Source organism: Caballeronia sordidicola (genome assembly GCF_001544455.2).
GTDB classification, from domain to species: domain Bacteria; phylum Pseudomonadota; class Gammaproteobacteria; order Burkholderiales; family Burkholderiaceae; genus Caballeronia; species Caballeronia sordidicola.
This window is the reverse complement of record NZ_FCOC02000003.1, coordinates 49,652-72,637: the sequence shown is the minus strand read 5'-3', so window position 1 is coordinate 72,637 and position 22,986 is coordinate 49,652. Positions and strand designations below refer to the sequence as shown.

Genomic DNA, 22,986 nt, shown 5'->3' with positions numbered 1-22,986 from the left:
GATTCCGCTGTAAATCCTGCTTGTCCCGGCGTTTCCCCTGCTTTGGCCGATGGCCCTGCGGCCAATCCGCCCGCCGCGATGGACTCTGGCGCCAGGTTCGTTCGCGCAGGGCGATCAGCGCAGCGGCCCACCCCGCCCCCCGTGCCGTACGGCGCGCCGACGCTCGACCTGTTCGCCGAAGATGCCGAGCGCGCAATGCTCCAGGCATTGAACACCGATATCCGACAGTGCATGCTGCCGGGCTTCGAACTGCCCGAAGTCTTTATGGCGTCTGTGGAGGCTGTAATGGCGGCGGCAAATGCGGACGATCATACGGCATCGACACGCCAGCCGCGGCGCGGGTATGACTCACGGAACGATGACGCCGCTACAACGGCTTCCGTCGCGACGGACGGCGCACTCAATGGTGAGTTACCGTTCGCGCTGCCAATCGCCTGATTGTTGACGGGAATTTCCTTCTAAACGAATTTACTTCGTGGTGGCCCGTTCTCAGGCCATTCCCATGGCAACTGGAGCCGCTGCGGTGCTCAAATCATGCGCGTACAAAACGTACAGGGGTTAAATCCGGTAACAGCTACTGATTTGCAGTCTGCAGCGTCGCTCGCCTGTTGCAGAAATGCAGTGATGTAGAAAAACTACGGGAAAAATGTTGCGTTGCGCTAGGAATCGGTCAGTGAAAACCCTATAATGATGACTAAGGGATAACCCTGAACCACTTAACGGAGTCTGACATGAGCTACCTCTTCGCACTGCTGCAAAAATTCGCATCGCTGTTTGAATCACCGCATCTCCCCATGGACTCGGATTATTCTTATCAAGCCCGCCAGCGCGAGGCCGAGCGTGTTCGCAAAGCACGTGGCACCGTTTTTGGTATCCGTCTGTGAGCTGTCTTGAAAGCAGTGCGGACTGCGACGAAAAATGAGCCTGTCTTTGTTTTTTCTTGACATCTGATTTTCGTAGTGCAGTCTGCCTGTTTTCGTAGTTCGAAGAATTTGTAGTTTTTCTAGCTTGAAATTGTTTTACCGATAGCCCGTTTGTTCTTCGGCCGTCGTTTCTGCCATCCTGCATGTTCTCCGCGCTGCTTCCTGCGCTCGCTGTTGTGCTTTTTCCGCTTCAATCTTGCCGTCTCATGCTATCCCAGAGCGAACCGAACAACGCACATCCAATATTACGAATGCATAAAAGACGGTTGAATGAAATCGTTTCGTAATTAAGCGAATGGCACGGCACCATTTCATATTTTCATCGCTTACATATCGCGTGCGGAATACCGCTGAAACATCAGCGCGTATGGGACTCAAAAGCCTGTTCAATCAGTGGCTTATATGTCTCGCAAACAGACGCCGACTGTTCTTCTTATTGATACGAACACTTACAAGCGCTCACGTCGTGCAATCTGCGTGATGGCTAAAGTGATTCCAACGACGCGGCACTGACACAGCACATCGATCAATTCGCTGCGCGTCTTTTTGAGAAGCTAAAACGGGAGAATAGTCATGAAAACCTCACGCACAATCATTGCCGCCATGCTCGCTGGCGGCGCGTTGTTCAGCGCTACGGCGGCATTTGCGCAAGTAGATAACGGCATGATCCACGGGCCGGCAATGCAGCAAAGCTACGGCGAACCGCACATGATGAAAACGGCCGTGGTCATCAACCTGGGCTGGCACGGCGACCGTTATTGGGATGGGCACCGTTATTGGCAGCGCGACGAATGGATGCGCAATCATCCGCATGACTCAGGTCCGCATCACCCGCCGCACGCAGAGCGCCACGACGACCATCGTCACGGCTGATCGGGCGAGTTGAAGTCCGGTTGAGTTGCACGGCGAACGCCGGCTGCTTTAAAAGGCAGCCGGTTTTTTTTCGCCCCGAATCTGGCGACGGGATTCAAGTCATAGCCCATTTGGCTGAGCCGCGTGTTTGAGGTTGCTGCGCTATCCTTGTTGCCACGGGAGGCGAACCTTACCCGCAACCGGTCTTGAAGCAACGGAGAGAACTTGAATCAAATCACTATTGGCGTAGTGGGCAGCGGCCTGATGGGCGTCGGCATTGCAACACAGGCGGCGCTGCACGGCTACGCGACCATCGTTCATGACATTGACGCTGCGCGGCTCGTGTCGGTGCACGCAAAAGCGGCGGCGATCCTCGACGAATTGATCGACGCCAACGTGTTCCATGCGGACGATAAAGCGAGCGTGCTCGGCCGTATTGAAACCACGGACAGGCTGGAACGGGTGGCCACGGCGGGCTTTATCGTGGAAGCCATTCCCGAAGTGCTCGAACTGAAAAATCGAACCTATAAAGCGCTCGAACCGTTATTGCGTGACGACGCCATCTTTGCCAGCAATACCAGCGGGTTTCCGCCCGATCTTCTCGCGCAGGTGCTGCGCAACAAGTCCCGGTTCGTGATCGCACACTTCTGGAATCCGCCGCATACCATTCCACTAGTGGAAGTCGTTCCGGGCACCGAAACCGATCCTGAAGTCACGCGGCGCACGGCGGATTTGATGACGGCAATCGGTATGGAGCCGGTGGTGCTGACAAAGGCGATTCCGGGTTTTGTCGGCAATCGGCTGCAGTTCGCGGTGCTGCGCGAGGCGCTGGCTATTGTGAGGTCGGGCGCGGCAACGCCCGAGGTTGTCGACGCAGTCATGAAAGCGTCGCTTGGACGGCGTTACGGCATGGTCGGGCCGCTGGAAAGCGCGGACCTGGGTGGCCTCGACACGCTGCTCGATATTGGTTTGCACCTGATGCCGGAACTCGCAAAAGATGAAGACGTATTGCAACTGATGCGCGAGCGCGTGGAAAAAGGTCATGTGGGCGTGCGCAGCGGCCAGGGCTTTTACGACTGGAGCGACGCGCACCACGCGCGCGTGAAGGCGGGGCGCAAGCGCCTGATTCACCACACCGCAAAAAAGACCAGGAAAACCCATGAGTGACAGCAGCAGCAACTCCGGCACGCACTTCTATCATCCCGACGAGGGTCATCAGCTTCGCCACGATCCGTTCAAGGCGATCGTCGCGCCGCGGGTGATCGGCTGGATATCGAGCCAGGACATCAACGGCCACGTGAACCTCGCGCCCTACAGTTTCTTTGGCGCGTTCGCGACGTTTCCGCAGATCATCGGATTCTCGAGTGAAGGGTACAAGGACAGCATCAGGAACATCGAGCAGACCGGCGAGTTCGTGTGGAACCTGTCGAGCAGGCCGCTTGCCGAGCAGATGAACCAGACATCGGCGCCGGTGCCGCATGAGGTCGATGAGTTCGAGCTTGCCGGGCTGACCAAGGCGCCAGGCGTGAACGTGGCCGTGCCGCATGTCGCGCAGTCTCCCGCCGCGCTCGAATGCAAGCTGCTGCAGATCATCCGGCTCAAGACGCTCGACGGCACGCCCATGAACAACTGGCTTGCACTCGGCCAGGTGGTCGGCGTGCATATCCGCCGCGAGTTCCTGAAGGACGGGATCTTCGATACCGCTGCTGCTCAGCCGATCATGCGCGCAGGTTATCGCGGCGATTATGCGGGCATTGGCGAAATGTTCGAAATGATCCGGCCGGCGTCATAACCGGCTCATAGCCGGAACACGCTGACAACGCGGGAAAGCCGTTCTGCTTGTTCGTGCAAGCCGGCCGTGGATTGTTCCGCTTCGCCAACGAGCGCCGCATTTTGCTGCGTCGCTTCGCCAATCTGCGCGACCGCAAGATTCACTTGTTCAATACCGCTCGATTGCTCGCGCGACGCCACGCTGATTTCGCCGATGATCGCGTTCACCCGCGCGACGCGTTCAACGATTCCGCTCATGGTGCCGCGGGCTTCTTCGGCGATCCGGTAGCCGGTGGCGACACGCCCGACCGACTCCGCGATCAGCGCCTCGATCTCCTTGACCGCGGCGGCGCTGCGTTGCGCGAGGCCGCGCACTTCAGACGCCACTACGGCAAACCCTCTGCCATGTTCGCCGGCGCGCGCGGCTTCGACCGCCGCGTTCAACGCGAGGATGTTTGTCTGAAACGCGATTCCTTCGATCACCGACGTAATGTCCGAGATCTTGCGCGCGGACGCATCGATTTCGCTCATGGTGTTGACCACGCGGCTTACCGCTTCGCCGCCGGCGCGGGCCGCATCGGACGCCGATGCCACCAGTTGGTCCGCTTGCGCGGTATTGGCGGCGTTCTGCTGCACCGTCGATGTGATCTGTTCCATGCTCGCGGCCGTCTCTTCCAGGCTGCTGGCCTGCGTCGCGATGCGCAGCGAAATGTCGCTGCTGCCCGCCGCGATCCGGCCGGTGCCATCCGACATATCCGCCGAGGCGCTGCGCACTTGCGTCACGATGCGCGCCAGGCCGGTCGCAATGCCATCGATGGCGCTCATCAACCGCCCGACATCGTCCTCACGCGTGGTGGCGAGACGCACGCTGAGGTCACCCGCCGCGATCTGTTCGGATGCGTGCGTAAGCTGTTCCAGCGGCTGAGTCACCAATTTGCGGACAGCGAAAAGCAGCACCGCGACCAAGCCGGCGATCACGAGCAAACCCAGCACCAGAAAACGTTGCCGCATGGCGCGCATGTCGGCGAGCAACTCGTCGCGATAAGCAATCCCGCCGATCACCCATTGCCATTCGGGCACCGAACGAAACACGATTTCCTTCGCGCCGCCATGCACCTGGCGGTTTGCGAGTTCAGGCGTGTCGGGGGCATCGAAGGAAAGACGGCCTTGCCTGGCGTCCAGCATCTGCTTGAATGGCGCGATGCGTTCATCGGCTACTCGAGGAGCTGAACCGTTCGCGCTTTCCATGCCCGGATGCACCAGAAGCTTGCCGCGATTCGGCCCATTCGATGCATCGATGACAAAAAAGTAGCCGTTCTCGCCCACTTTCAGATCGCGAATGTTCTGTTGCAGCGTGGCGATCTCCGCGGTGATGTCCACGCCAACGAAGAGCGCGCCGATCACGCGGCCCGATGCATCCGCGACCGGCTTGTACTCGGTGATGTACTGCTTGCCAAACAGCGAAGCCATGCCGATAAACCGCTTGCCGCCCAGGACCAGCGCGTACGCCGGACCCTTGCGGTCGAGCAGCGTGCCGACCGCACGCGCGCCATCCTGCTTTTTCAGCGATGTCGTCACGCGCACGAAATCGTCGCCGCTGCGCGCGAACACAGTCGCAATCGCGCCGCTGCGCTCAAGGAACTGATCGGGAATCGAGAAATCGAGGTTCATAGGCTTGTCGCCGGCCTTGAACGTTGGCGTCGCAATACCGCCAATATCGACTTTTTGGGTTTCATCGAGCGCGAAATCCGTTGGCAGGAAGCTCGCGAACAACGTCATCGCGCGCTCCACTTCGGCGCTTACGGACTTGTCGTAGAGATGGATCATCGTGCCGATCGCGCGGTTGTCGTCGTCCATGCGTTCGAGCGCCTGGACATCGATTTCCTGCCCTGCGGAATGCGTGACGGCGAGGGTGAAACCGGCCACGACCACGGCCGCCAAGGCGCACGCCAAGACAGCGAACTTCGCGCCGACACTTGCGCGGCGAAGGTTGAATTTCGACATAGTTGATTTCTGAACGACATGTAGGGAATATGAATGGTTATCGGCAGCGCTGCACCATTCTTGACCCTGAACGATCGTTCGAATCCTGTACGTGGCAGCCACTTGCTCTGGCGCGACATGCCAAAAAATGCAACACGTCGCCGACGACTGCTCGCAAACCCTTGTCCTGCAAGGCTCCTTCTTTCCAGCCGCCAGAAAAAGCAAATCAGGGTGTCGTATTTCCACATGTGGGCGTCGGAAATAGTCGGCAACCCGCACTTTTTTCTGGCAACTATGTATAGAGAGCGCGGACGCACGTCCGCCAACCAGGAGAGCGTTCGATGAAATCCGAAAAGGTCGTGGTCGAGAACCTGTGCAAGGTGTTCGGCACGAGCCCGAAGCAGGCAATCGACATGCTTGCCGGCGGGGCAACGAAGGAAGAAGTTTTCGCCAGGACAGGACAGATCGTCGGCGTGCACAACGTGTCCTTCGACGTGCGCGAGGGCGAGATTTTCGTGCTGATGGGCTTGTCGGGTTCGGGCAAATCGACACTGATCCGGTTGATCAACCGGCTGGTCGAGCCGACTGTGGGCAAGGTCCTGATCGATGGCCGCGATGTGGCTTCCGTGCCGCGCTCGGAACTGACCTCGCTCAGGCGCAAGGACATGAGCATGGTGTTCCAGTCGTTCGCGCTGATGCCGCAACGCACGGTTTTATCGAACGCCGCGTTCGGGCTGGAAGTGGCCGGAGTCGGACGCAAGGAACGCGAGAAGCGCGCAATGGTCGTGCTCGAGCAAGTCGGTCTCGCGCCGTTCGCGCAGAAACTTCCGGCGCAGTTGTCGGGCGGGATGCAGCAGCGCGTGGGTCTTGCGCGGGCGCTGGCGGTGAATCCGTCGCTGATGATCATGGACGAGGCGTTTTCCGCCCTCGATCCGCTCAAGCGCAAGGAAATGCAGAACGTGCTGCTCGACCTGCAGCGCGAACAGCAGCGCACGATCATGTTCGTGTCGCACGATCTGGAGGAGGCGCTGCGCATCGGCACGCGCATCGCGATCATGGAAGGCGGACGCGTGGTGCAGATCGGCACGCCGCAGGAAATCATCTCGAATCCCGCCGATGACTACGTGCGCGCGTTCTTCGAAGGTATCGATACCAGCCGTTATCTCACCGCCGGCGACCTCATGCAAACCGATGCCGTGCCGCTGATGAACCACGCTTCGCACATCGATGCGTCGAGTGTCTCGCAGGCGCTCAACGGCAGCGCCGACTATGCGTTCGTGATGGACCAGGAGCGCAAGATCCGCGGCTTCGTGTGCCGCGATGCGGTCGGGCAGGCATCGCCGGAAATCAACGTCATCGAATGCATTCAACGCACCACGCCGCTCGATGTGGTTGTCAGCCGCGTGGTCGCGAGCCGCGCGCCGCTGCCGGTGGTCGACGCGGACGGATCGTATTGCGGTTCGGTCAACAAGACGAACGTCCTCAAGGCTCTGACTCGACATAGAGGCTCACATGTCTGAAATTATCCCGCTCGGCAGTTGGGTCGATCACGGCGTCAAATATCTGCTGGACCACGACGCGAAAACGTTCGACGCGATCGGAAAGGTCATCGAGAGCTTCGCGGCGGTCGTCGAACACGGCCTGCAGGCCATTCCCATGTGGCTGATGATGGCGATCTTCGTTGGCATCGGCCTGTGGCGGGTTGGCTGGCGTTTTGCGCTGTTCGTGCTGCTATCGCTCTTGCTGATCTACGCGACCGGCTTCTGGGACCAGATGGTGATCACACTCGGTCTGACGCTGTCGTCCACGTTGATCAGCCTGCTGCTCGGCATTCCGCTTGGCATCTGGACCGCGAAGAGCAAGACCATCGAGACGATCGTGCGCCCGGTGCTCGACCTCATGCAGACCATGCCGGCGTTCGTGTACCTGATTCCGGCGGCCATGTTGTTCGGCCTGGGACGGGTGCCTGGCATCTTGTCGACGGTGATTTTCGCGATGCCGCCCGCTGTGCGCCTGACATCGCTCGGGATCAAGCATGTGAATCGCGAGATCGTGGAAGCGGGTCAGGCGTTCGGGTGCACGCCGTGGCAACTGCTCTACAAGGTTCAGTTTCCGAACGCGCTGCCGTCCATCATGACCGGCGTGAACCAGACCATCATGATGGCGTTGTCGATGGTGATCATTGCGTCCATGGTCGGCGCCGGCGGTCTGGGCAACGACGTGCTGGCAAGTATTCAGCGCCTGGATATTGGGCTCGGATTCGAAAGCGGCTTGTCGGTGGTGTTGCTCGCGATCATCCTGGACCGGATCACGGAAAGCTTCGGCCGTTCGCCGGGCATGGCGCGCGCGCCGCTGCTGTCGGGGATTCGCAGCGTGATGCGGGTGCGGCGCGCGCCGGCCGCGCAACAAGGCTAACGGTAGTAATGTGCGCACGCAGCCAAGGATAAAAACCCGATGAAACGCGACGCGATGGTGCCGGACCGGATTCATCCAGCGGGCAAGACGCCTGACTCGCCGTTATCGAAGCTGTCGCACTTCGGGTTTTTGACGCTGCCGAATTTTTCGATGATCGCGTTCACCAGCGCCATAGAAGTATTACGGATGGCGAACTATGTGGGGCGCGCGGAACACTACACATGGTCTGTGATTACGCCCGATGGTGAGCCGGCGCGCGCGAGTAATGGCATCACGGTCAAGCCGACCAGGACGCTTGCCGAAGCCGGCATGCCGGATGTGTTGATCGTGTGCGCCGGCTGGCACGTACGCGATTACGTAGACGACAAAGTCATTGCGCTGCTGCAGCAGGTCGCGCAACAAGGCGTGCCGCTTGGCGGCATTTGCACCGGCGCATACGCGCTGCTGGCCGCGAACCTGCTCGACGGCTATCGATGCACCGTGCATTGGGAGGACATGTCGCCGCTGCACAAGCGTTTCCCCCACGTGCGTTTCGCCGATGAAATCTTTGTCATCGACCGTGATCGCGTGACGTGCACGGGCGGCACCGCGCCGCTCGACCTCATGTTGAATCTCGTGGGCATGCGGCTTGGCCAGGCGCATGCTGCACAGGTGTCCGAACAGTTCATTGTGGAACGCATTCGCGGCACGACGGATCATCAGCATATTCCGGTGGATGCGCGCGTTGGTTTTTCGCGCGCCGAACTGATCGAAGTCGTGCGGCTGATGGAAGCGAACATAGAGGAGCCGCTTTCACTCGAGGAACTCGCGCGGCTCGTGAAGCTGTCGCAGCGCCATTTGCAGCGCATGTTCAAGATGTTCCTGAGCGTATCTCCCACCCATTATTACCTCACGCTGCGCTTGCGGCGTGCGCGTGAATTGCTGCGTAACAGCGACGCTTCAATTTCGCGCGTCACCGCTATTTGCGGTTTCCATTCGCCGTGTCATTTCAGCAAGGCGTATCGCGCGCAATTCGGCCATGCGCCGAGTATCGAGCGCAGGCAATCAGCTTAAAACGAATTTTCAAACATGACGCGCTGTCTTTGGCGCGGCATTGTCGTGTCTACAGTTTCCACAACATGGAGAAAACATGAAACTACACGGAATCGCGTCCTCGTGTGCGCTGGCTGTCTTATCGAATATCACCTTGTCCGGCGGCGCATTTGCCGCCGATTCAGCCGCGTGCCAGAACGTGCGTTTCGCCGACGTCGGCTGGACCGATATCGCCGCGACAACGGGCCTCGCGACCACCGTGCTTCAGGGTCTCGGGTACAAGCCGACAAAGACCATCGCTTCCGTGCCCATTACATTCGCGGGTATCAAGAACAAGCAGATAGACGTGTTTCTCGGCTACTGGTCGCCGACGATGGACCCGATTGTCGAGCCCTTCCAGAAGGCGAGCCAGATAAAGGTGTTGCCTTCGCCCAACCTGACGGGCGCCAAATACACGCTGGCTGTTCCTGATTATGCGTACCAGGGCGGCCTGAAATCCTTTAACGACATCGCCAAAAATTACGACAAGCTAGACGGCAAGATCTATGGCATCGAGCCGGGCAACGATGGAAACGCGCTGATCAAGAAAATGATCGACGCGAATCAGTATGGACTGGGCAAGTTCAAGATGGTCGAGTCGAGCGAAGCCGGGATGCTGGTCGAAGTGGGCCGCGCGATTCGCGAGAAGAAGTGGATTGTGTTCCTCGGCTGGGAGCCGCATCCCATGAACGTGTCGATGAAAATCGATTATTTGAGCGGCGGCGATGATGTGTTCGGACCGAACTATGGCGAAGCAAAGGTGATGACGGTGACGCCGCCGGATTATGCCGCGCGGTGCCCGAACGTTGCTCATCTGGTCGATAACCTGAAGTTCTCGACAGATATTGAAAATCACGTGATGACGCCGATCATGAATAAAACCGACCCGAACAAGGCGGCAAAAGATTGGCTCAAGGCAAATCCCGCAGTGCTGGACAAGTGGCTTGCAGGCGTAAAAACGTTCGATGGAAAAGACGGATTGGCCGCCGTTAGAACCTACGTCGCACAATAGTTGGCTCACGCAGGGTGCGAGCGGCTACATTGCCCGCGCCCTTCCTGGAAAGGTTTCATCGAAGTCCGCAGCGAGATCGATTTTCGCGATGCTTGCTGCGTCCTCCGGCGCAGCGGTGCCACGTTGCTCGCGATACATCATGGGCGCAAGCCCGAACTGCTTCCTGAACTCGCGGCCCAGGTGCGAAGCGTCTGAAAATCCGCAGCTTGACGCAATATCGGCGACGGTTTTATCGGAGCTGGTCAGCAACCATGCCGCCGTGCGCAACCTGACCTGCTTCGCATAGGCCTGCGGTGCTTTTCCCGTCTCCGCCTTGAATAGTCTCTCTAGTTGCCGCGTCGATAAATCCAGCTTGTGCGCAAGCTCGTCGAGCGTCAGCGAACGGCCCACGTGCTGCTCCATCAACAGGATGGCACGCTTCACCTTGGGGTGCGTGGCGGGCGCAAGTCCTGGCGGATGCGGCTGCGGCGCATTGCCCTTTTGCATGTCGTCGACAAGCAGGATGCGCAGCGCCTTTTGCACCGTCGCGGCCTCGAAATGGCGCAGCAATATGGCCGCGGCAACGTCGATTGATGCACGCCCGCCGGAGCAGGTAATGCGCCGGTGATCCATGACGAACAACCGGTCTGCGACGAGCATTTCTTCATTTGCGCCGGGAAACCGCTCCACGAAATCCCAGTAATGAAACCAGCTTACGCAGATCCGGTATCCATCCAGCACGCCGGCGCGCATCAACGAAAACACGCCGGTGCAAATGCCAACGAGCGTGGCGTCGGTCGTGGCGGCGTGGCGGATGAATTGCAGCGTCGCGTCGCTTGCGCCCGCGCCGGAATGCAGCAAACCGCCCACGACCACGACGTAATCAAATGGCTCGGCTTTATCGAATGTTTCCCACGGCGTGATCTGGATGCCGCAGCTCGCCCGCACCGGAGCAAGCGTTTCGCCAATTACGCTCCACGAGCACCGTACCGGTTTGCTGAAATCGCCTTCGTCGGCGGAAAGACGCAATAAATCGACAAAGCCGGAAAACGCCGTGAGCGTGAAATTCGGCAGCAACACAATGCCAAACCGAATGCGTTGTTTGGACGCTGTGTCGGGCGATTGAGCGGGAAGAAGGTCAGCGGGATTCATGCGCTTGCCGTGGATATGCAGCTAAATCAGGAAATGCGGACTGGAAACGACGACGGAATAATAGGGCAGCATATCACCGCTTGATTGCTATTAAAGCGTGCTTTGGAATTTTGAATCAACCAAGGAAAAACGGCTTGCCCGTAAAGAGCGAGCCGTTCTTTAATAGTCTCTGGCTAGCCAACCACGCCGGCTTCAGCTATGAACCATTCAAGTGATTTAGTGAGCCGTGTGCGTCACGTGCTTGGCTTTCGGAAACTTGTGGTGATGATGCGGCTTTGCGTACGAAACGGCCGGCGCCGCAACTGCAGCAACAATGAGAACCGCGAGGAATTTCTTCAGAAGATTGTTCATGAGACGAGCCTGATGGGCGAGAGTTTGACGAAGGGTTTACATGGCGCATTGCAAAACGCCGACACAGTTTAGCGCAGCGTTTATTCAACCAGAAATGGTCGATAACGCCGGTCGCAAAAAGTGTTGTATTGCTGCCTATGTCAAGCGCTCAGCCGCGTTTGTGGCATCGCTTACAGCCGTCTGGGCGTAACAAAAAAGTCCACAGCAAATTAAATAGGGAACGCCGCAGCACGACATTCCCCGCTCACGCGCGAGCTTACGAGCCTGAACCGCTTGCCGTGACGGGCGCAGCCGGCCCACTTGGGTCTGCCGTGCCCATGCCAGGCGTATTGCTCTTGCCCATGGACGTTGAATTCTTGTGCTTCATCGTCTTGTGGTGCGTCATTCCGGTCGTTCCAGAGCCAGCCGACTGGTTCGTCGTCTGGGCGTTGTCACCGGCCTGTAAGCCAGTGTTCGAACTGGGCGGGTTGTTTTGGGCGAAAGCCGTACTGGAAACACAAAGTACGGCGCCGATCGCGCATGCCATTGAGAAGTGCTTCATGCCTGTATTCCTTTCTGTAAGACGGGCGAGACGTCCAGGGATCGTTTGACATCGAACAAGCGGACGCTCACTTGCTTGCTCAAACCCGTACTCAGCATGTGACGTGCCACGACCATCGCCAGGCGCTTTTAACTTGCCGGTTTCCGCCATGGAGTTTCGTTAATACGCCGCGAATGCGTTGTATTGACGCTTGTCATGCAAGCGATTTCACATGCTGACGCCGCCGTCCCACATGCATGCCGTTTTTGTTCTATCGGCGGAAATTGACGTGCGGTGCAATGGCTATGTGGCGATTTTCCACGCATGCGGCTCGTAACCGCTCGCAACCAACGCGCATTTTCATTTCGCATTCACACAAAGGCAGCCCATGAACGTCAGCGTTTTCGATCTGTTCAAGATCGGCATCGGACCGTCGAGTTCGCATACGGTCGGCCCGATGATCGCGGCGTGCCGCTTTGCCTCGCATATTGAAGACGCTAATTTGCTGGCGTTCGTACGCCGCGTGCAAGTGGGCTTGTTCGGTTCGCTGGGCGCGACAGGCAAAGGTCATGGCACCGACAAGGCCGTGCTTCTCGGACTCGAAGGTTATTTCCCCGACTCGATCGATCCCGATGCGATCGAACCGCGTCTGCGCGCGATCCGCGAGTGCAAGGCGCTGATGCTGCTCGGCAAGCACGAAGTGAAGTTCGATGAACGCGAACATCTCGGTTTCTTCCGCAAGCTGATGCCGGGTGCGCCCGGCTCGAGCGTCGTGCATCCTAACGGCATGCGCTTTCAGGCCTTCGACGAAAACGGCCAGCTTGTTGTTGAGAAAGAGTATTACTCGGTAGGCGGCGGCTTCGTGATCAATCGCGAAGGCACGCGTGTGAACGGCGTGCAGTCGGGCGCGGAGGTGCCCCATCCGTTTCGCACCGGCGACGACCTGATGCGCGTGTGCCGCGAGACGGGTTTATCGATTGCACAAGTGACAATGTTGAACGAATGCGCGTCGCGTTCCGAAAGCGAAGTACGCGAGGGCTTGCTCGCAATCTGGCGCGTGATGGCAGCGTGCGTGGAGCGTGGCTGCAAGGTTCGTGGCGAGTTGCCGGGTCCGATGCATGTCAAGCGTCGCGCCGCCGACCTTTCGGCACAACTGCGCAACCGCTCGGAAGAATCGCTGCGCGATCCGCTCTCCATGCTCGACTGGGTCAACCTGTACGCCATGGCCGTGAACGAAGAAAACGCGGCGGGCGGGCGCGTGGTCACGGCGCCCACGAACGGTGCTGCCGGCGTGATCCCCGCCGTGTTGCATTACTACGTGAAGTTCATGCACAACGCGACCGACGAAGGCATTGTCACGTTCCTGCTGACGGCGGCGGCTATCGGGATCATCTACAAGGAAACCGCGTCGATATCCGGCGCGGAAGTCGGTTGTCAGGGCGAAGTGGGCGTGGCGTGTTCCATGGCCGCCGCCGCACTTGCCGCCGTCATGGGCGGCACGCCGACCCAAGTCGAAAACGCTGCTGAAATCGGCATGGAACACAACCTTGGCATGACCTGCGATCCAGTGGGCGGGCTCGTGCAGATTCCGTGCATCGAACGCAATGCAATGGGCGCGATCAAGGCGCTCAACGCGGCACGCATGGCAATGAAAGGCGATGGCACGCACTACGTATCGCTCGATAACGTGATCAAGACCATGCGCGAAACCGGCGCGGACATGAAAACGAAATACAAGGAGACGTCGCGTGGCGGATTGGCCGTGAACGTCATCGAGTGTTGATTTAAAGGGTCTGGAAATTTACAAGTTCAAGGAAACACCATGAGCCGCTATTCGATATTCAGCCTGCTGCGCAATGGCATGTCGTATCACGAGAACTGGGAGCGTCAGTGGAAAAGCCCGGAGCCCAAGCAGGAATACGACGTGGTGATCGTCGGCGGCGGCGGACACGGTCTCGCTACGGCGTATTACCTTGCCAAGGAGCATGGCGTGCGCAATGTCGCGGTGCTGGAGAAAGGCTGGATCGGCGGCGGGAACACGGCGCGCAACACGACCATTGTGCGTTCGAATTATCTGTGGGACGAATCGGCGGCGCTGTATGAAAAAGCGATGCAACTTTGGGAAGGGCTTTCGCAAGACCTGAACTACAACGTGATGTTCAGCCAGCGTGGCGTGATGAATCTCGCGCATACATTGCAGGATGTTCGGGATACTGAACGTCGTGTGAATGCCAACCGCCTGAATGGTGTCGACGCCGAATTTCTTACGCCCGAACAGATCAAGCAGATCGAGCCCACGATCAACCTGAATAGCCGATACCCTGTGCTCGGTGCGTCCATCCAGCGTCGCGGCGGTGTTGCCCGTCACGACGCGGTCGCGTGGGGTTATGCGCGCGGCGCGGATCAGGCCGGCGTGGATATCGTGCAGAACTGCCAGGTAACGGGCATTCGCCGTAACGGCGCTCAGGTTGTCGGTGTCGATACAACCAGGGGTTTTATCAAGGCGAAGAAGGTTGCCGTGGTCGCGGCAGGCAACACCTCGACGCTCGCCGACATGGCCGGCATCCGCTTGCCGCTCGAAAGTCATCCGCTGCAGGCGCTTGTCTCCGAGCCGATCAAACCGGTGGTCAACACGGTGGTGATGTCGAACGCGGTGCACGCGTATATCAGCCAGTCCGACAAGGGCGATCTCGTGATTGGCGCAGGTGTCGATCAATACACGGGCTTCGGCCAGCGCGGCAGTTTCCACATCATTGAAGGAACGCTCGAGGCGATTGTCGAGATGTTCCCCGTTTTCTCGCGCGTGCGCATGAACCGGCAGTGGGGCGGCATTGTGGATGTATCGCCGGATGCGTGCCCGATCATCAGCAAGACCGACGTCAAGGGTCTCTATTTCAACTGCGGATGGGGTACGGGCGGCTTCAAGGCGACGCCGGGTTCGGGTTGGGCGTATGCGCACACGATTGCGAAGGACGAGCCGCATCCGTTGAACGCGCCGTTTTCCATCGACCGTTTTTACACGGGCCATCTGATCGACGAACACGGCGCCGCCGCCGTTGCCCATTAATCGGCTTCAGGAGAGATGACATGTTGCTGATCGAATGCCCTTGGTGCGGACCGCGTGCCGAAACCGAATTCTCGTGCGGCGGCGAGGCCGACATCGCCAGGCCGCTCGATACCGAAAAGCTCACCGATGAGGAATGGGGCGACTACCTCTTCATGCGCAAGAACCCGCGTGGTGTGCATCGCGAGCAATGGATGCATGCGCAAGGCTGCCGCCGCTGGTTCATGGCCGAGCGCGATACCGTGAGCTATGCGTTCCAGGGCTACGACACGTTTGCGCGGCCGCTTGCCGTGATGGAATCGAAAGAAGAAGGACAGCCGAAATGAGCCAGAAAGACCGACTCGCCACGGGCGGGCGCATCAACCGTGCAATCGCGCTCACGTTCACGTTCAACGGCAAGACGTATCAGGGCCATCAAGGCGATACGCTTGCGTCCGCGCTGCTTGCCAATGGCGTGCATTTCGTCGCGCGTAGCTGGAAGTACCATCGGCCACGCGGCATTGTGACCGCCGACGTGGCAGAACCGAACGCGGTCGTCCAACTCGAAACCGGCGCTTACACCGTGCCGAATGCGCGTGCAACCGAGATCGAGTTGTATCAGGGGCTGGTTGCAACGAGCGTGAACGCGAAGCCGAGTATCGAAAACGATCGCATGGCAGTGAACCAGAAGATCGCGCGTTTTATTCCGGCGGGGTTCTACTACAAGACCTTCATGTGGCCGCGCAAGTTCTGGCCGAAGTACGAAGAAGTGATTCGCGACGCGGCGGGTCTTGGCCGGGCGCCAGAACAGGTCGATGCCGATCGCTACGACAAATGCTTTGCGCATTGCGACGTGCTCGTGGTCGGGGCGGGCCCTTCGGGACTTGCTGCGGCGCATGCGGCGGCGTTGTCGGGCGCACGCGTGATTCTGGTCGATGACCAGCCGGAACCCGGCGGTTCGCTGCTGTCGTGCCGCGCGGAAATAGACGGTGCGCCTGGCCTGAAATGGGTGCAGAAGATCGAAGCCGAACTGCGCAAGATGCCCGAGGTGAAGATCTTGTGCCGCAGCACCGCGTTCGGTTATCAGGACCACAATCTCGTGACCGTCACGCAGCGTTTGACGGAACATCTGCCTGTATCGATGAGGAAGGGCACGCGCGAACTGCTGTGGAAAATCCGTGCGAAGCGCGTCATTCTGGCGACCGGCGCGCAGGAACGTCCAATCGTATTCGGCAACAACGATCTGCCGGGCGTGATGCTGGCGTCGGCGGTGTCATCGTATTTGCATCGATACGCCGTGCTGCCGGGACGCAACGCGGTCGTATTCACGAACAACGACAGCGGTTATCAATGCGCGCTGGACCTGAAGGCGGCGGGCGCGCAAGTGAGCGTGGTGGACCCGCGTCTCTCGGACGAAAAAGGCGCGTTACAGGCGCAGGCAAAACGCTATGGCGTGAAGGTGCTGAACGGATCGGTGGTGACCGTTGCGCACGGCAAGCTGCGGGTGGCGTCGGTCGAAGTCGGCGCTTATTCCAACGGCAAGGTTGGCGCGAAGCATGCCGAGTTGCCTTGCGATCTGCTCGCCATGTCCGGCGGCTGGAGCCCAATCCTGCACTTGTTCGCGCAGTCCGGCGGCAAAGCGCATTGGCACGACGAAAAACTTTGCTTCGTGCCCGGCAAGGCGATGCAAGCTGAAAGCAGTGTCGGCGGATGCGCGGGTGAATTCACGCTTGCTCGCTCGATTCGTTTTGCGGTGGACGCCGGTGTTGATGCTGCACGCGCAATCGGGCTGATCGTCGCGCGCCCGACGCCCGTGCAAGTTGCCGAGATCAGCGAAGCGCCATTAATGCCGCTCTGGCTTGTTGGCGGACGCGAGTTGGCGACACGCGGTCCCAAGCAATTCATCGACTATCAGAACGACGTCTCCGCCGCCGATATCTTCCTCGCCGCGCGCGAAGGGTTCGAATCCGTGGAGCACGTAAAACGCTACACGGCGATGGGCTTTGGTACGGATCAGGGCAAGCTTGGCAACATCAATGGCATGGCGATTCTCGCGCAGGCGCTGAACAAGACCATCCCTGAAACGGGCACCACGACGTTCCGTCCGAACTACACGCCGGTCAGCTTCGGCACTTTCGCCGGGCGTGAACTGGGCGAGTTTCTCGATCCCGTTCGCAAGACCGCCGTGCACGAGTGGCATGTGGAAAATGGTGCGGCGTTCGAGGACGTCGGCAACTGGAAACGGCCGTGGTACTACCCGCGTCATGGGGAAGACATGCACGCGGCTGTCGCGCGCGAGTCGCTGGCCACGCGCACGAGCGTGGGAATACTGGATGCATCGACGCTGGGCAAGATCGACATTCAAGGCCCCGATGCCGCCAAGCTGCTCAACTGGGTTTATACGAACCCGTGGAGCAAGCTGGAAGTGGGCAAGTGCCGCTACGGTCTGATGCTCGACGAGAACGGCATGATCTTCGACGACGGTGTGACCGTACGCCTCGCCGATCAGCACTACATGATGACCACGACAACCGGCGGCGCGGCTCGCGTGCTGACGTGGCTGGAGCGGTGGCTCCAGACGGAATGGCCCGACATGCGCGTGCGTCTCGCGTCGGTGACGGACCACTGGGCTACCTTCGCCGTGGTCGGCCCGAATAGCCGCAAGGTGCTGCAGAAGGTCTGCCGCGATATCGACTTCGCGAACGCCGCGTTTCCTTTCATGAGCTATCGCGAGGGAACCGTGGCGGGGGCGGCGTCGCGTGTCATGCGTATCAGCTTCTCCGGCGAACTTGCATACGAAGTCAACGTGCCGGCCAACGTGGGACGCGCGGTGTGGGAAGCACTCATGGCCGCCGGCGCCGAGTTCGACATCACGCCTTACGGCACGGAAACCATGCACGTGTTGCGTGCGGAGAAGGGCTACATCATCGTGGGTCAGGACACCGATGGTTCCATGACACCGTACGACCTTGGCATGGGCGGTCTTGTTGCAAAGTCGAAGGACTTCCTTGGCAAGCGTTCGTTGACGCGCTCGGACACGGCCAAGACCGGACGCAAACAGTTGGTTGGTTTGCTCGCCGAAGATACGGCGTTCGTCATTCCCGAAGGCTCGCAGATCGTCGCGGGTCCGTTTAGTGGCGCGACCGCGCCGATGCTCGGTCATGTCACGTCGAGCTATTTCAGCCCTATTCTAAAGCGCTCGATCGCGATGGCCGTCATCAAGGGCGGTCTCGACAGGATCGGCGAGTCGGTGATGATTCCGCTTGCCGGCGGCAAGCAGATGCCGGCGAAAATCACCAGCTCGGTGTTCTACGACAGCGAAGGAGCACGTCAACATGTGGAATGAGAACGGAAGTAATCAGGCGGTCGTGGATCGTTCAATCGGGCAGGGTGTATGGCAGGAGTCGCCGCTGGTAGGCGTGGATAGTGTGCTGAAGAAACATCAGGCTGCATCATCTAAAGCGTTTCGTCTGGTCGAGCGGCCATTTCTCGAACTCGTGAATCTGCGTGGCGATCTGCGTGACACGGCGTTCGTGGCCGCTGTGGAAAATGTGCTTGGCTGCAAGCCTCCCGAGAAGGCGAACACGACGGCGGCCGGCAATGGCTACGACGTGTTATGGCTGGGACCGGACGAATGGCTCGTGCGTTCGGTCGCGTCCCACTCGGCCACGCAAACCGCGCCAATGGAAGCCAGGTTGCGCGAAGCCTTCACAGGTTTGTATGCGGCCGCGGTGGATATCGGCAGCGGTTATACGGTGCTCGAAATCAGCGGCACACGTACTCGCGATGTTCTCGCCCGCGGCTGTCCACTCGACTTGCATCCGCGATTGTTTGGCGTCGGCCAATGCGCGCAGAGCCATTATTTCAAGGCGTCGGTGACGATCGCGCCGACTGGCGAAGACAGCTTCGACCTCGTGATCCGCCGCAGCTTCGCGGACTACTTCGTGAAGATCATGCTCGACGCGGCCGAGCCGCTGATGTCGTGAAACCGTATGAGACCGCAGGATCATTGAGTCCGGGAGGCCGCGGCTGGCGCATCGTGGTTGATGAACTGATCGTGGTCACGCGCATCGGTTTGCATGATCGGGAATATGTTGCGCCACAGCCTGTCGCGATTGATGCAAGCCTTCGTTATCGCGGCGTACCGGTTGAAGGAAGCACGCATGGGTTGATCGATTACGAGGCGTGGTGTGAACGTGTTGCCAGGTATCTGGCGGATAAACCGCATACTCGCTTGCTTGAAACGCTCGCGGTGGAAGTGGCGGCATTGTCATTCACGGAGTGGCCGGCGCTCGATGCGTTGACGCTGCTTTTGTACAAGCCGAAGATTCGTGAGGGCACGCGGCGAGTGGGCGTGGAGCTTGATTGGTATCGTGCCGACTTCGACTCATGGCGCGCATCCGATGAAGCACGCTTGAGCGCAGCACGCTGAATCTCACATGACATCGACGCGTGCTGAAACCGCCGAGCTCTTGCAGCTTGCGTGCGAGCAACATGACGCCCACGCGGCGCTTACGTTGCTCGACAGAAGTATCGCGCTTGGGCACAGGCGCATTGCATTGATCCGATACCTGCACGCGCAATATCTCAATGCGCCCCTTGGCGCGCGGCATCACGAGTATGTGCGAAAAATCGCCGGGCGATTGAGCACAGAAAGCATTGCACGCATAGCGACGGCTGCGCGCGCCCGGTTCGAACAATGAATCAGCGTTACGAGCTTGTTGCAATCGACTTTGCTACATCGCCGAGATAACCTCGCTCTTCCGCGCTTTCGCCCCGCCCGCGACGAAATACGGCGTGTCGGCGCGAGCCAGCGGCGCATGTCCGCGAATTGCGTCGGCGATCTTTTCGGCAAGCATGATGGTCGGCGCGTTCAGATTGCCGGTCACTATTTGCGGCATGATCGAAGCGTCGACCACACGCAGGGATTCAAGCCCGTGCACGCGGCCTTGATTATCTACCACGGACATATTGTCGTAACCCATCTTGCACGAGCACGATGGATGGTAGGCAGTCTCCGCGCGCTGTCTCACGAACGCATCGAGCGCGTCGTCAGTCCTCAAGTCGGCACCAGGATGCAACTCGCGCCCGCAATATTTCTTCAGCGCCGGCTGATGCATGATCTCGCGCGTGATGCGGATGGCGTCGCGGAATTCTCGCCAGTCGAGCGGGTCCGACATGTAGTTGAACAAGATGCTCGGATGCGCGTTCGGATCACGCGACGTCAACTTCACGCGCCCGCGGCTGGGCGAACGCATTGACCCGACATGCGCCTGGAAACCATGCATCTTGATGGGATTCGAGCCGTTGTAGTTGATCGCGACAGGCAGGAAGTGATACTGAATGTTCGGCCAGAGATCGTCGTCACGCGTGCGAATGAATCCGCCTGCTTCAAATTGATTGCTCCCGCCAATGCCCGTGCCCTTCAACATCCATTCAATGCCGATCTGCGGCTGGTTCCACCATTGCAACGCCGGATACAGCGACACGGGTTCGAGACACTCGTACTGCATGTACATTTCCAGATGGTCCTGGAGATTTTCGCCGACACCGGGCAGATCATGGACCAGCGGTACATCGAGTTCGCGCAGCCATGTGGAGCGTCCAACGCCCGAACGTTGCAGCAATTGCGGCGAAGCAATCGCGCCGCTGCACACGAGCACTTCGCGGCGCACATGGGCGCTCACGCGTTCGCCGCCATGAAGATACGCAACGCCGATGGCTCGCTTGCCTGAAAACAATATACGGTCGGTCACCGCATGCGTGACGATGGTGAGATTCGGCCGGTCCTTCGCGCGGTCGAGATAGCCGCGCGCCGTGCTCGATCTGCGGCCGGTTGGCGTCACCGTTCGATCCATCGGCCCAAAACCTTCCTGGCTGTAGCCGTTGAGGTCGTCGGTACACGGGTAGCCTGCCTGCACGCCTGCCTCGACCATTGCGGCAAACAAGGGATTGTTGCCGGGCTTCGATGTCGTTACGTGTACCGGACCGTCGCCACCGTGATACGGATTGGGTCCGGCGTCGCGGGTTTCCGCTTTGCGGAAATACGGTAGGCAATCCGAATAGGTCCAGTTCTCGAGGCCTTGCCGCCCGGCCCATCCGTCGTAGTCAAGCGCGTTGCCGCGTATGTAGCACATGCCGTTGATGAGCGACGAACCGCCAAGTCCCTTGCCCCGGCCGCATTCCATGCGCCGGTTGTTCATGTGCGGCTCGGGATCGGTTTCATACGCCCAGTTGTATCGACGGCCCTGCAGCGGGAACGCAAGCGCCGCCGGCATTTGCGTGCGGAAATCAAAACGATAATCGGGTCCGCCCGCTTCGAGCAGCAACACGGTCACGTCGGCGTCTTCCGTGAGACGCGACGCCAGCACGTTACCTGCCGAACCCGCACCCACGACGATGTAGTCGAACTCCTTTGTGTCCATTGAATGCTCCTTAGAACACGGGTTGGTACGGACCCATCTCGACCTGGACCGACTTGATGCTCGTGTAGTGCTCGAGCGTGGTGATGCCGTTTTCGCGGCCAACGCCCGATTGCTTGTAGCCGCCCACGGGCATTTCCGCGGGTGACTCGCCCCATGTATTGATCCAGCAAATGCCGGCCTGCATTGCATGAATGACGCGATGCGCACGCGCCAGATTGTCGGTCACCACGCCTGCGGCAAGGCCATATGATGTGGCGTTGGCGCGTGCTATTACTTCGCTTTCCTCATCGAAAACGAGAATGCTCATGACCGGTCCAAAGATTTCCTCGCGTACGATTCGCATGCCATCGCTGCAATCGGTAAAGACGGTCGGCTCGACGTACTGCCCTTGAGCAAACGCGCCATGCACAATGCGCGATCCACCAGCGATAAGCCGTGCCCCTTCCTTCTTGCCACTTTCAATAAAACCCAGCACCTTATGCAACTGCGCGGCGCTGACCAACGGACCGAAGTTCGTGTTTGCGTCCATTGGCGGTCCTGGGCGGATGCGTTTCACCCGTTCCAGCAGCAGCGCTTCGAAGCGCTCATACACAGTCCGTTGTACGAATACGCGCGTGCCGTTCGTGCAAACCTGCCCGGAGCTGAAGAAGTTGGCGCTCATGGCAATGTCGGCGGCGCGTTCGAGATTGGCGTCGTCGAAAACAATGAGGGGCGATTTGCCGCCCAGTTCCATCGTGACGTCCTTTAACGACGAAGCGCCTGCCGCCGACATGACTTTCTTTCCAGTCTCGACACCGCCAGTGAACGAGACCTTCGCAATATCCGGATGTGCCGCCAGCATTGCGCCAACGCGGCCATCGCCTTGCACGACGTTGAACACGCCTGCGGGAACGCCCGCTTCCGTAAAGATCTCGGCAAGTCTCAACGTGCTTAGCGGCGTGACTTCGCTCGGCTTGAAGATCATTGCGTTGCCTGCGGCGAGGGCGGGCGCTGCTTTCCAGCAGGCAATCTGGATTGGATAGTTCCACGCGCCAATGCCCGCGCAAACGCCAAGCGGCTCGCGTCGCGTGTAGACGAATGAAGTGGGGCGCAACGGGATCTGCTGACCTTCCAGCGCTGGTGCGAGTCCCGCGTAGTATTCGATCACGTCGGCGCCCGTGACAATATCGACCGCGCGTGTTTCGGCAATCGGTTTGCCCGTGTCGCGTGTTTCGAGAGCGGCAAGTTCGTCGTTACGTTCGCGAAGAATCTCCACTGCGCGGCGCAGGATGTGCGACCGCTGCATGGCGTTCATGGCAGCCCATTCGCGCTGTCCTTCGTGCGCCGATCGCACTGCACGGTCGATGTCGGCCGCACTCGCCTGCTGCACGCTCGCGAGCGTCTCGCCGGTAGCGGGATCGACCGTGGTGAAAGTCTCGCCACTGGTGGCGTCGACGTAACCGCCGCCAATATACAGGCGCTGCAATCCGAATACGGGCATGGTGTGATCC

22 protein-coding genes are annotated in these 22,986 nt (G+C 59.5%); 16 read left to right on the top strand and 6 right to left on the bottom strand.

Translation table 11 applies throughout. The annotated features are described in order from the left end of the window. The first annotated feature begins 141 nt into the window (after window positions 1-141). From AWB64_RS06655 to AWB64_RS06640, 5 genes are all read left to right on the top strand, one after another. Window positions 142-438, top strand: a complete 297-nt coding sequence (locus AWB64_RS06655) for a hypothetical protein (protein WP_060817858.1) — start codon at window positions 142-144, stop codon at window positions 436-438. A 293-nt stretch (window positions 439-731) separates the two neighbouring features. Next, window positions 732-884, top strand: coding sequence for a hypothetical protein (locus AWB64_RS31870; protein ID WP_167353905.1), 153 nt, complete (start codon window positions 732-734; stop codon window positions 882-884). Window positions 885-1,496: 612 nt separating this feature from the next. Continuing rightward, window positions 1,497-1,796, top strand: a complete 300-nt coding sequence (locus AWB64_RS06650) for a hypothetical protein (protein ID WP_060817857.1) — start codon at window positions 1,497-1,499, stop codon at window positions 1,794-1,796. Window positions 1,797-2,000: 204 nt separating this feature from the next. Further along, the gene (locus tag AWB64_RS06645) at window positions 2,001-2,942 is read left to right on the top strand and encodes a 3-hydroxyacyl-CoA dehydrogenase family protein (RefSeq protein WP_060817856.1); all 942 of its coding nucleotides are present in this window, start codon (window positions 2,001-2,003) and stop codon (window positions 2,940-2,942) included. Further along, entirely contained in the window at window positions 2,935-3,567 is a 633-nt protein-coding gene (locus AWB64_RS06640; RefSeq protein WP_060817855.1) for a flavin reductase family protein, read from the top strand. The genes AWB64_RS06645 and AWB64_RS06640 overlap by 8 nt, the downstream gene beginning before the upstream one ends. 5 nt (window positions 3,568-3,572) lie before the next feature. Here AWB64_RS06640 and AWB64_RS06635 read toward each other — a convergent pair whose 3' ends face one another. Beyond that, window positions 3,573-5,549: a methyl-accepting chemotaxis protein gene (locus AWB64_RS06635; protein WP_060817854.1), complete on the bottom strand. Its 1,977-nt coding sequence runs from the start codon at window positions 5,547-5,549 to the stop codon at window positions 3,573-3,575. Between the two features lie 320 nt (window positions 5,550-5,869). On the opposite strand from AWB64_RS06635, the gene AWB64_RS06630 reads away from it, so the two are divergent. The 4 genes from AWB64_RS06630 to AWB64_RS06615 all read left to right on the top strand — a co-directional run bounded on the left by AWB64_RS06630 (window position 5,870) and on the right by AWB64_RS06615 (window position 10,026). After that, window positions 5,870-7,048: a quaternary amine ABC transporter ATP-binding protein gene (locus AWB64_RS06630; protein WP_060817853.1), complete on the top strand. Its 1,179-nt coding sequence runs from the start codon at window positions 5,870-5,872 to the stop codon at window positions 7,046-7,048. Continuing rightward, the gene (gene choW / locus AWB64_RS06625) at window positions 7,041-7,943 is read left to right on the top strand and encodes a choline ABC transporter permease subunit (protein ID WP_060817852.1); all 903 of its coding nucleotides are present in this window, start codon (window positions 7,041-7,043) and stop codon (window positions 7,941-7,943) included. Before AWB64_RS06630 ends, choW begins: the two co-directional genes overlap by 8 nt. Window positions 7,944-7,982: 39 nt before the next feature. Further along, window positions 7,983-8,996 carry a GlxA family transcriptional regulator gene (locus tag AWB64_RS06620; protein WP_060817851.1) on the top strand — a complete coding sequence of 338 codons (1,014 nt, stop codon included), beginning with the start codon at window positions 7,983-7,985 and terminating at the stop codon, window positions 8,994-8,996. 76 nt (window positions 8,997-9,072) lie between these two features. Continuing rightward, window positions 9,073-10,026 carry a choline ABC transporter substrate-binding protein gene (locus AWB64_RS06615; protein ID WP_060817850.1) on the top strand — a complete coding sequence of 318 codons (954 nt, stop codon included), beginning with the start codon at window positions 9,073-9,075 and terminating at the stop codon, window positions 10,024-10,026. A 24-nt stretch (window positions 10,027-10,050) separates the two neighbouring features. Here AWB64_RS06615 and AWB64_RS06610 read toward each other — a convergent pair whose 3' ends face one another. From AWB64_RS06610 to AWB64_RS32500, 3 genes are all read right to left on the bottom strand, one after another. Further along, complete coding sequence (locus AWB64_RS06610; protein WP_060817849.1) at window positions 10,051-11,157, bottom strand: GlxA family transcriptional regulator; 1,107 nt, start codon at window positions 11,155-11,157, stop codon at window positions 10,051-10,053. A gap of 216 nt (window positions 11,158-11,373) precedes the next feature. Next, window positions 11,374-11,508, bottom strand: coding sequence for a hypothetical protein (locus AWB64_RS32505; protein WP_255580681.1), 135 nt, complete (start codon window positions 11,506-11,508; stop codon window positions 11,374-11,376). A 256-nt stretch (window positions 11,509-11,764) separates the two neighbouring features. Further along, the gene (locus tag AWB64_RS32500) at window positions 11,765-11,893 is read right to left on the bottom strand and encodes a hypothetical protein (protein ID WP_279616249.1); all 129 of its coding nucleotides are present in this window, start codon (window positions 11,891-11,893) and stop codon (window positions 11,765-11,767) included. A gap of 523 nt (window positions 11,894-12,416) precedes the next feature. Here AWB64_RS32500 and AWB64_RS06600 point away from each other — a divergent pair. The 7 genes from AWB64_RS06600 to AWB64_RS06570 are packed head-to-tail and all read left to right on the top strand — an operon-like array spanning window position 12,417 to window position 19,774. Next, window positions 12,417-13,811 carry an L-serine ammonia-lyase gene (locus AWB64_RS06600; RefSeq protein ID WP_060817847.1) on the top strand — a complete coding sequence of 465 codons (1,395 nt, stop codon included), beginning with the start codon at window positions 12,417-12,419 and terminating at the stop codon, window positions 13,809-13,811. A 39-nt stretch (window positions 13,812-13,850) separates the two neighbouring features. Further along, window positions 13,851-15,095, top strand: coding sequence for a sarcosine oxidase subunit beta family protein (locus AWB64_RS06595; RefSeq protein WP_060817846.1), 1,245 nt, complete (start codon window positions 13,851-13,853; stop codon window positions 15,093-15,095). Between the two features lie 20 nt (window positions 15,096-15,115). Next, window positions 15,116-15,418 (top strand): sarcosine oxidase subunit delta, encoded by a 303-nt coding sequence (locus AWB64_RS06590; protein ID WP_060817845.1) that lies wholly within the window; start codon window positions 15,116-15,118, stop codon window positions 15,416-15,418. Further along, window positions 15,415-18,417 carry a sarcosine oxidase subunit alpha family protein gene (locus AWB64_RS06585; protein WP_060817844.1) on the top strand — a complete coding sequence of 1,001 codons (3,003 nt, stop codon included), beginning with the start codon at window positions 15,415-15,417 and terminating at the stop codon, window positions 18,415-18,417. The genes AWB64_RS06590 and AWB64_RS06585 overlap by 4 nt, the downstream gene beginning before the upstream one ends. Beyond that, entirely contained in the window at window positions 18,407-19,057 is a 651-nt protein-coding gene (locus tag AWB64_RS32195) for a sarcosine oxidase subunit gamma (RefSeq protein WP_060817843.1), read from the top strand. Before AWB64_RS06585 ends, AWB64_RS32195 begins: the two co-directional genes overlap by 11 nt. Next, complete coding sequence (locus AWB64_RS06575; protein WP_060817842.1) at window positions 19,054-19,503, top strand: dihydroneopterin aldolase; 450 nt, start codon at window positions 19,054-19,056, stop codon at window positions 19,501-19,503. Before AWB64_RS32195 ends, AWB64_RS06575 begins: the two co-directional genes overlap by 4 nt. Before the next feature lie 7 nt (window positions 19,504-19,510). Beyond that, window positions 19,511-19,774: a hypothetical protein gene (locus tag AWB64_RS06570; RefSeq protein ID WP_060817841.1), complete on the top strand. Its 264-nt coding sequence runs from the start codon at window positions 19,511-19,513 to the stop codon at window positions 19,772-19,774. 33 nt (window positions 19,775-19,807) lie between these two features. Here the strand turns inward: AWB64_RS06570 and betA are convergent, their stop codons facing one another. Beyond that, the gene (gene betA, locus AWB64_RS06565; RefSeq protein WP_060817840.1) at window positions 19,808-21,496 is read right to left on the bottom strand and encodes a choline dehydrogenase; all 1,689 of its coding nucleotides are present in this window, start codon (window positions 21,494-21,496) and stop codon (window positions 19,808-19,810) included. A 10-nt stretch (window positions 21,497-21,506) separates the two neighbouring features. Beyond that, on the bottom strand, window positions 21,507-22,976 hold the full coding sequence (gene betB, locus AWB64_RS06560; protein ID WP_060817839.1) for a betaine-aldehyde dehydrogenase: 1,470 nt from the start codon (window positions 22,974-22,976) through the stop codon (window positions 21,507-21,509). Window positions 22,977-22,986: the final 10 nt, after the last annotated feature.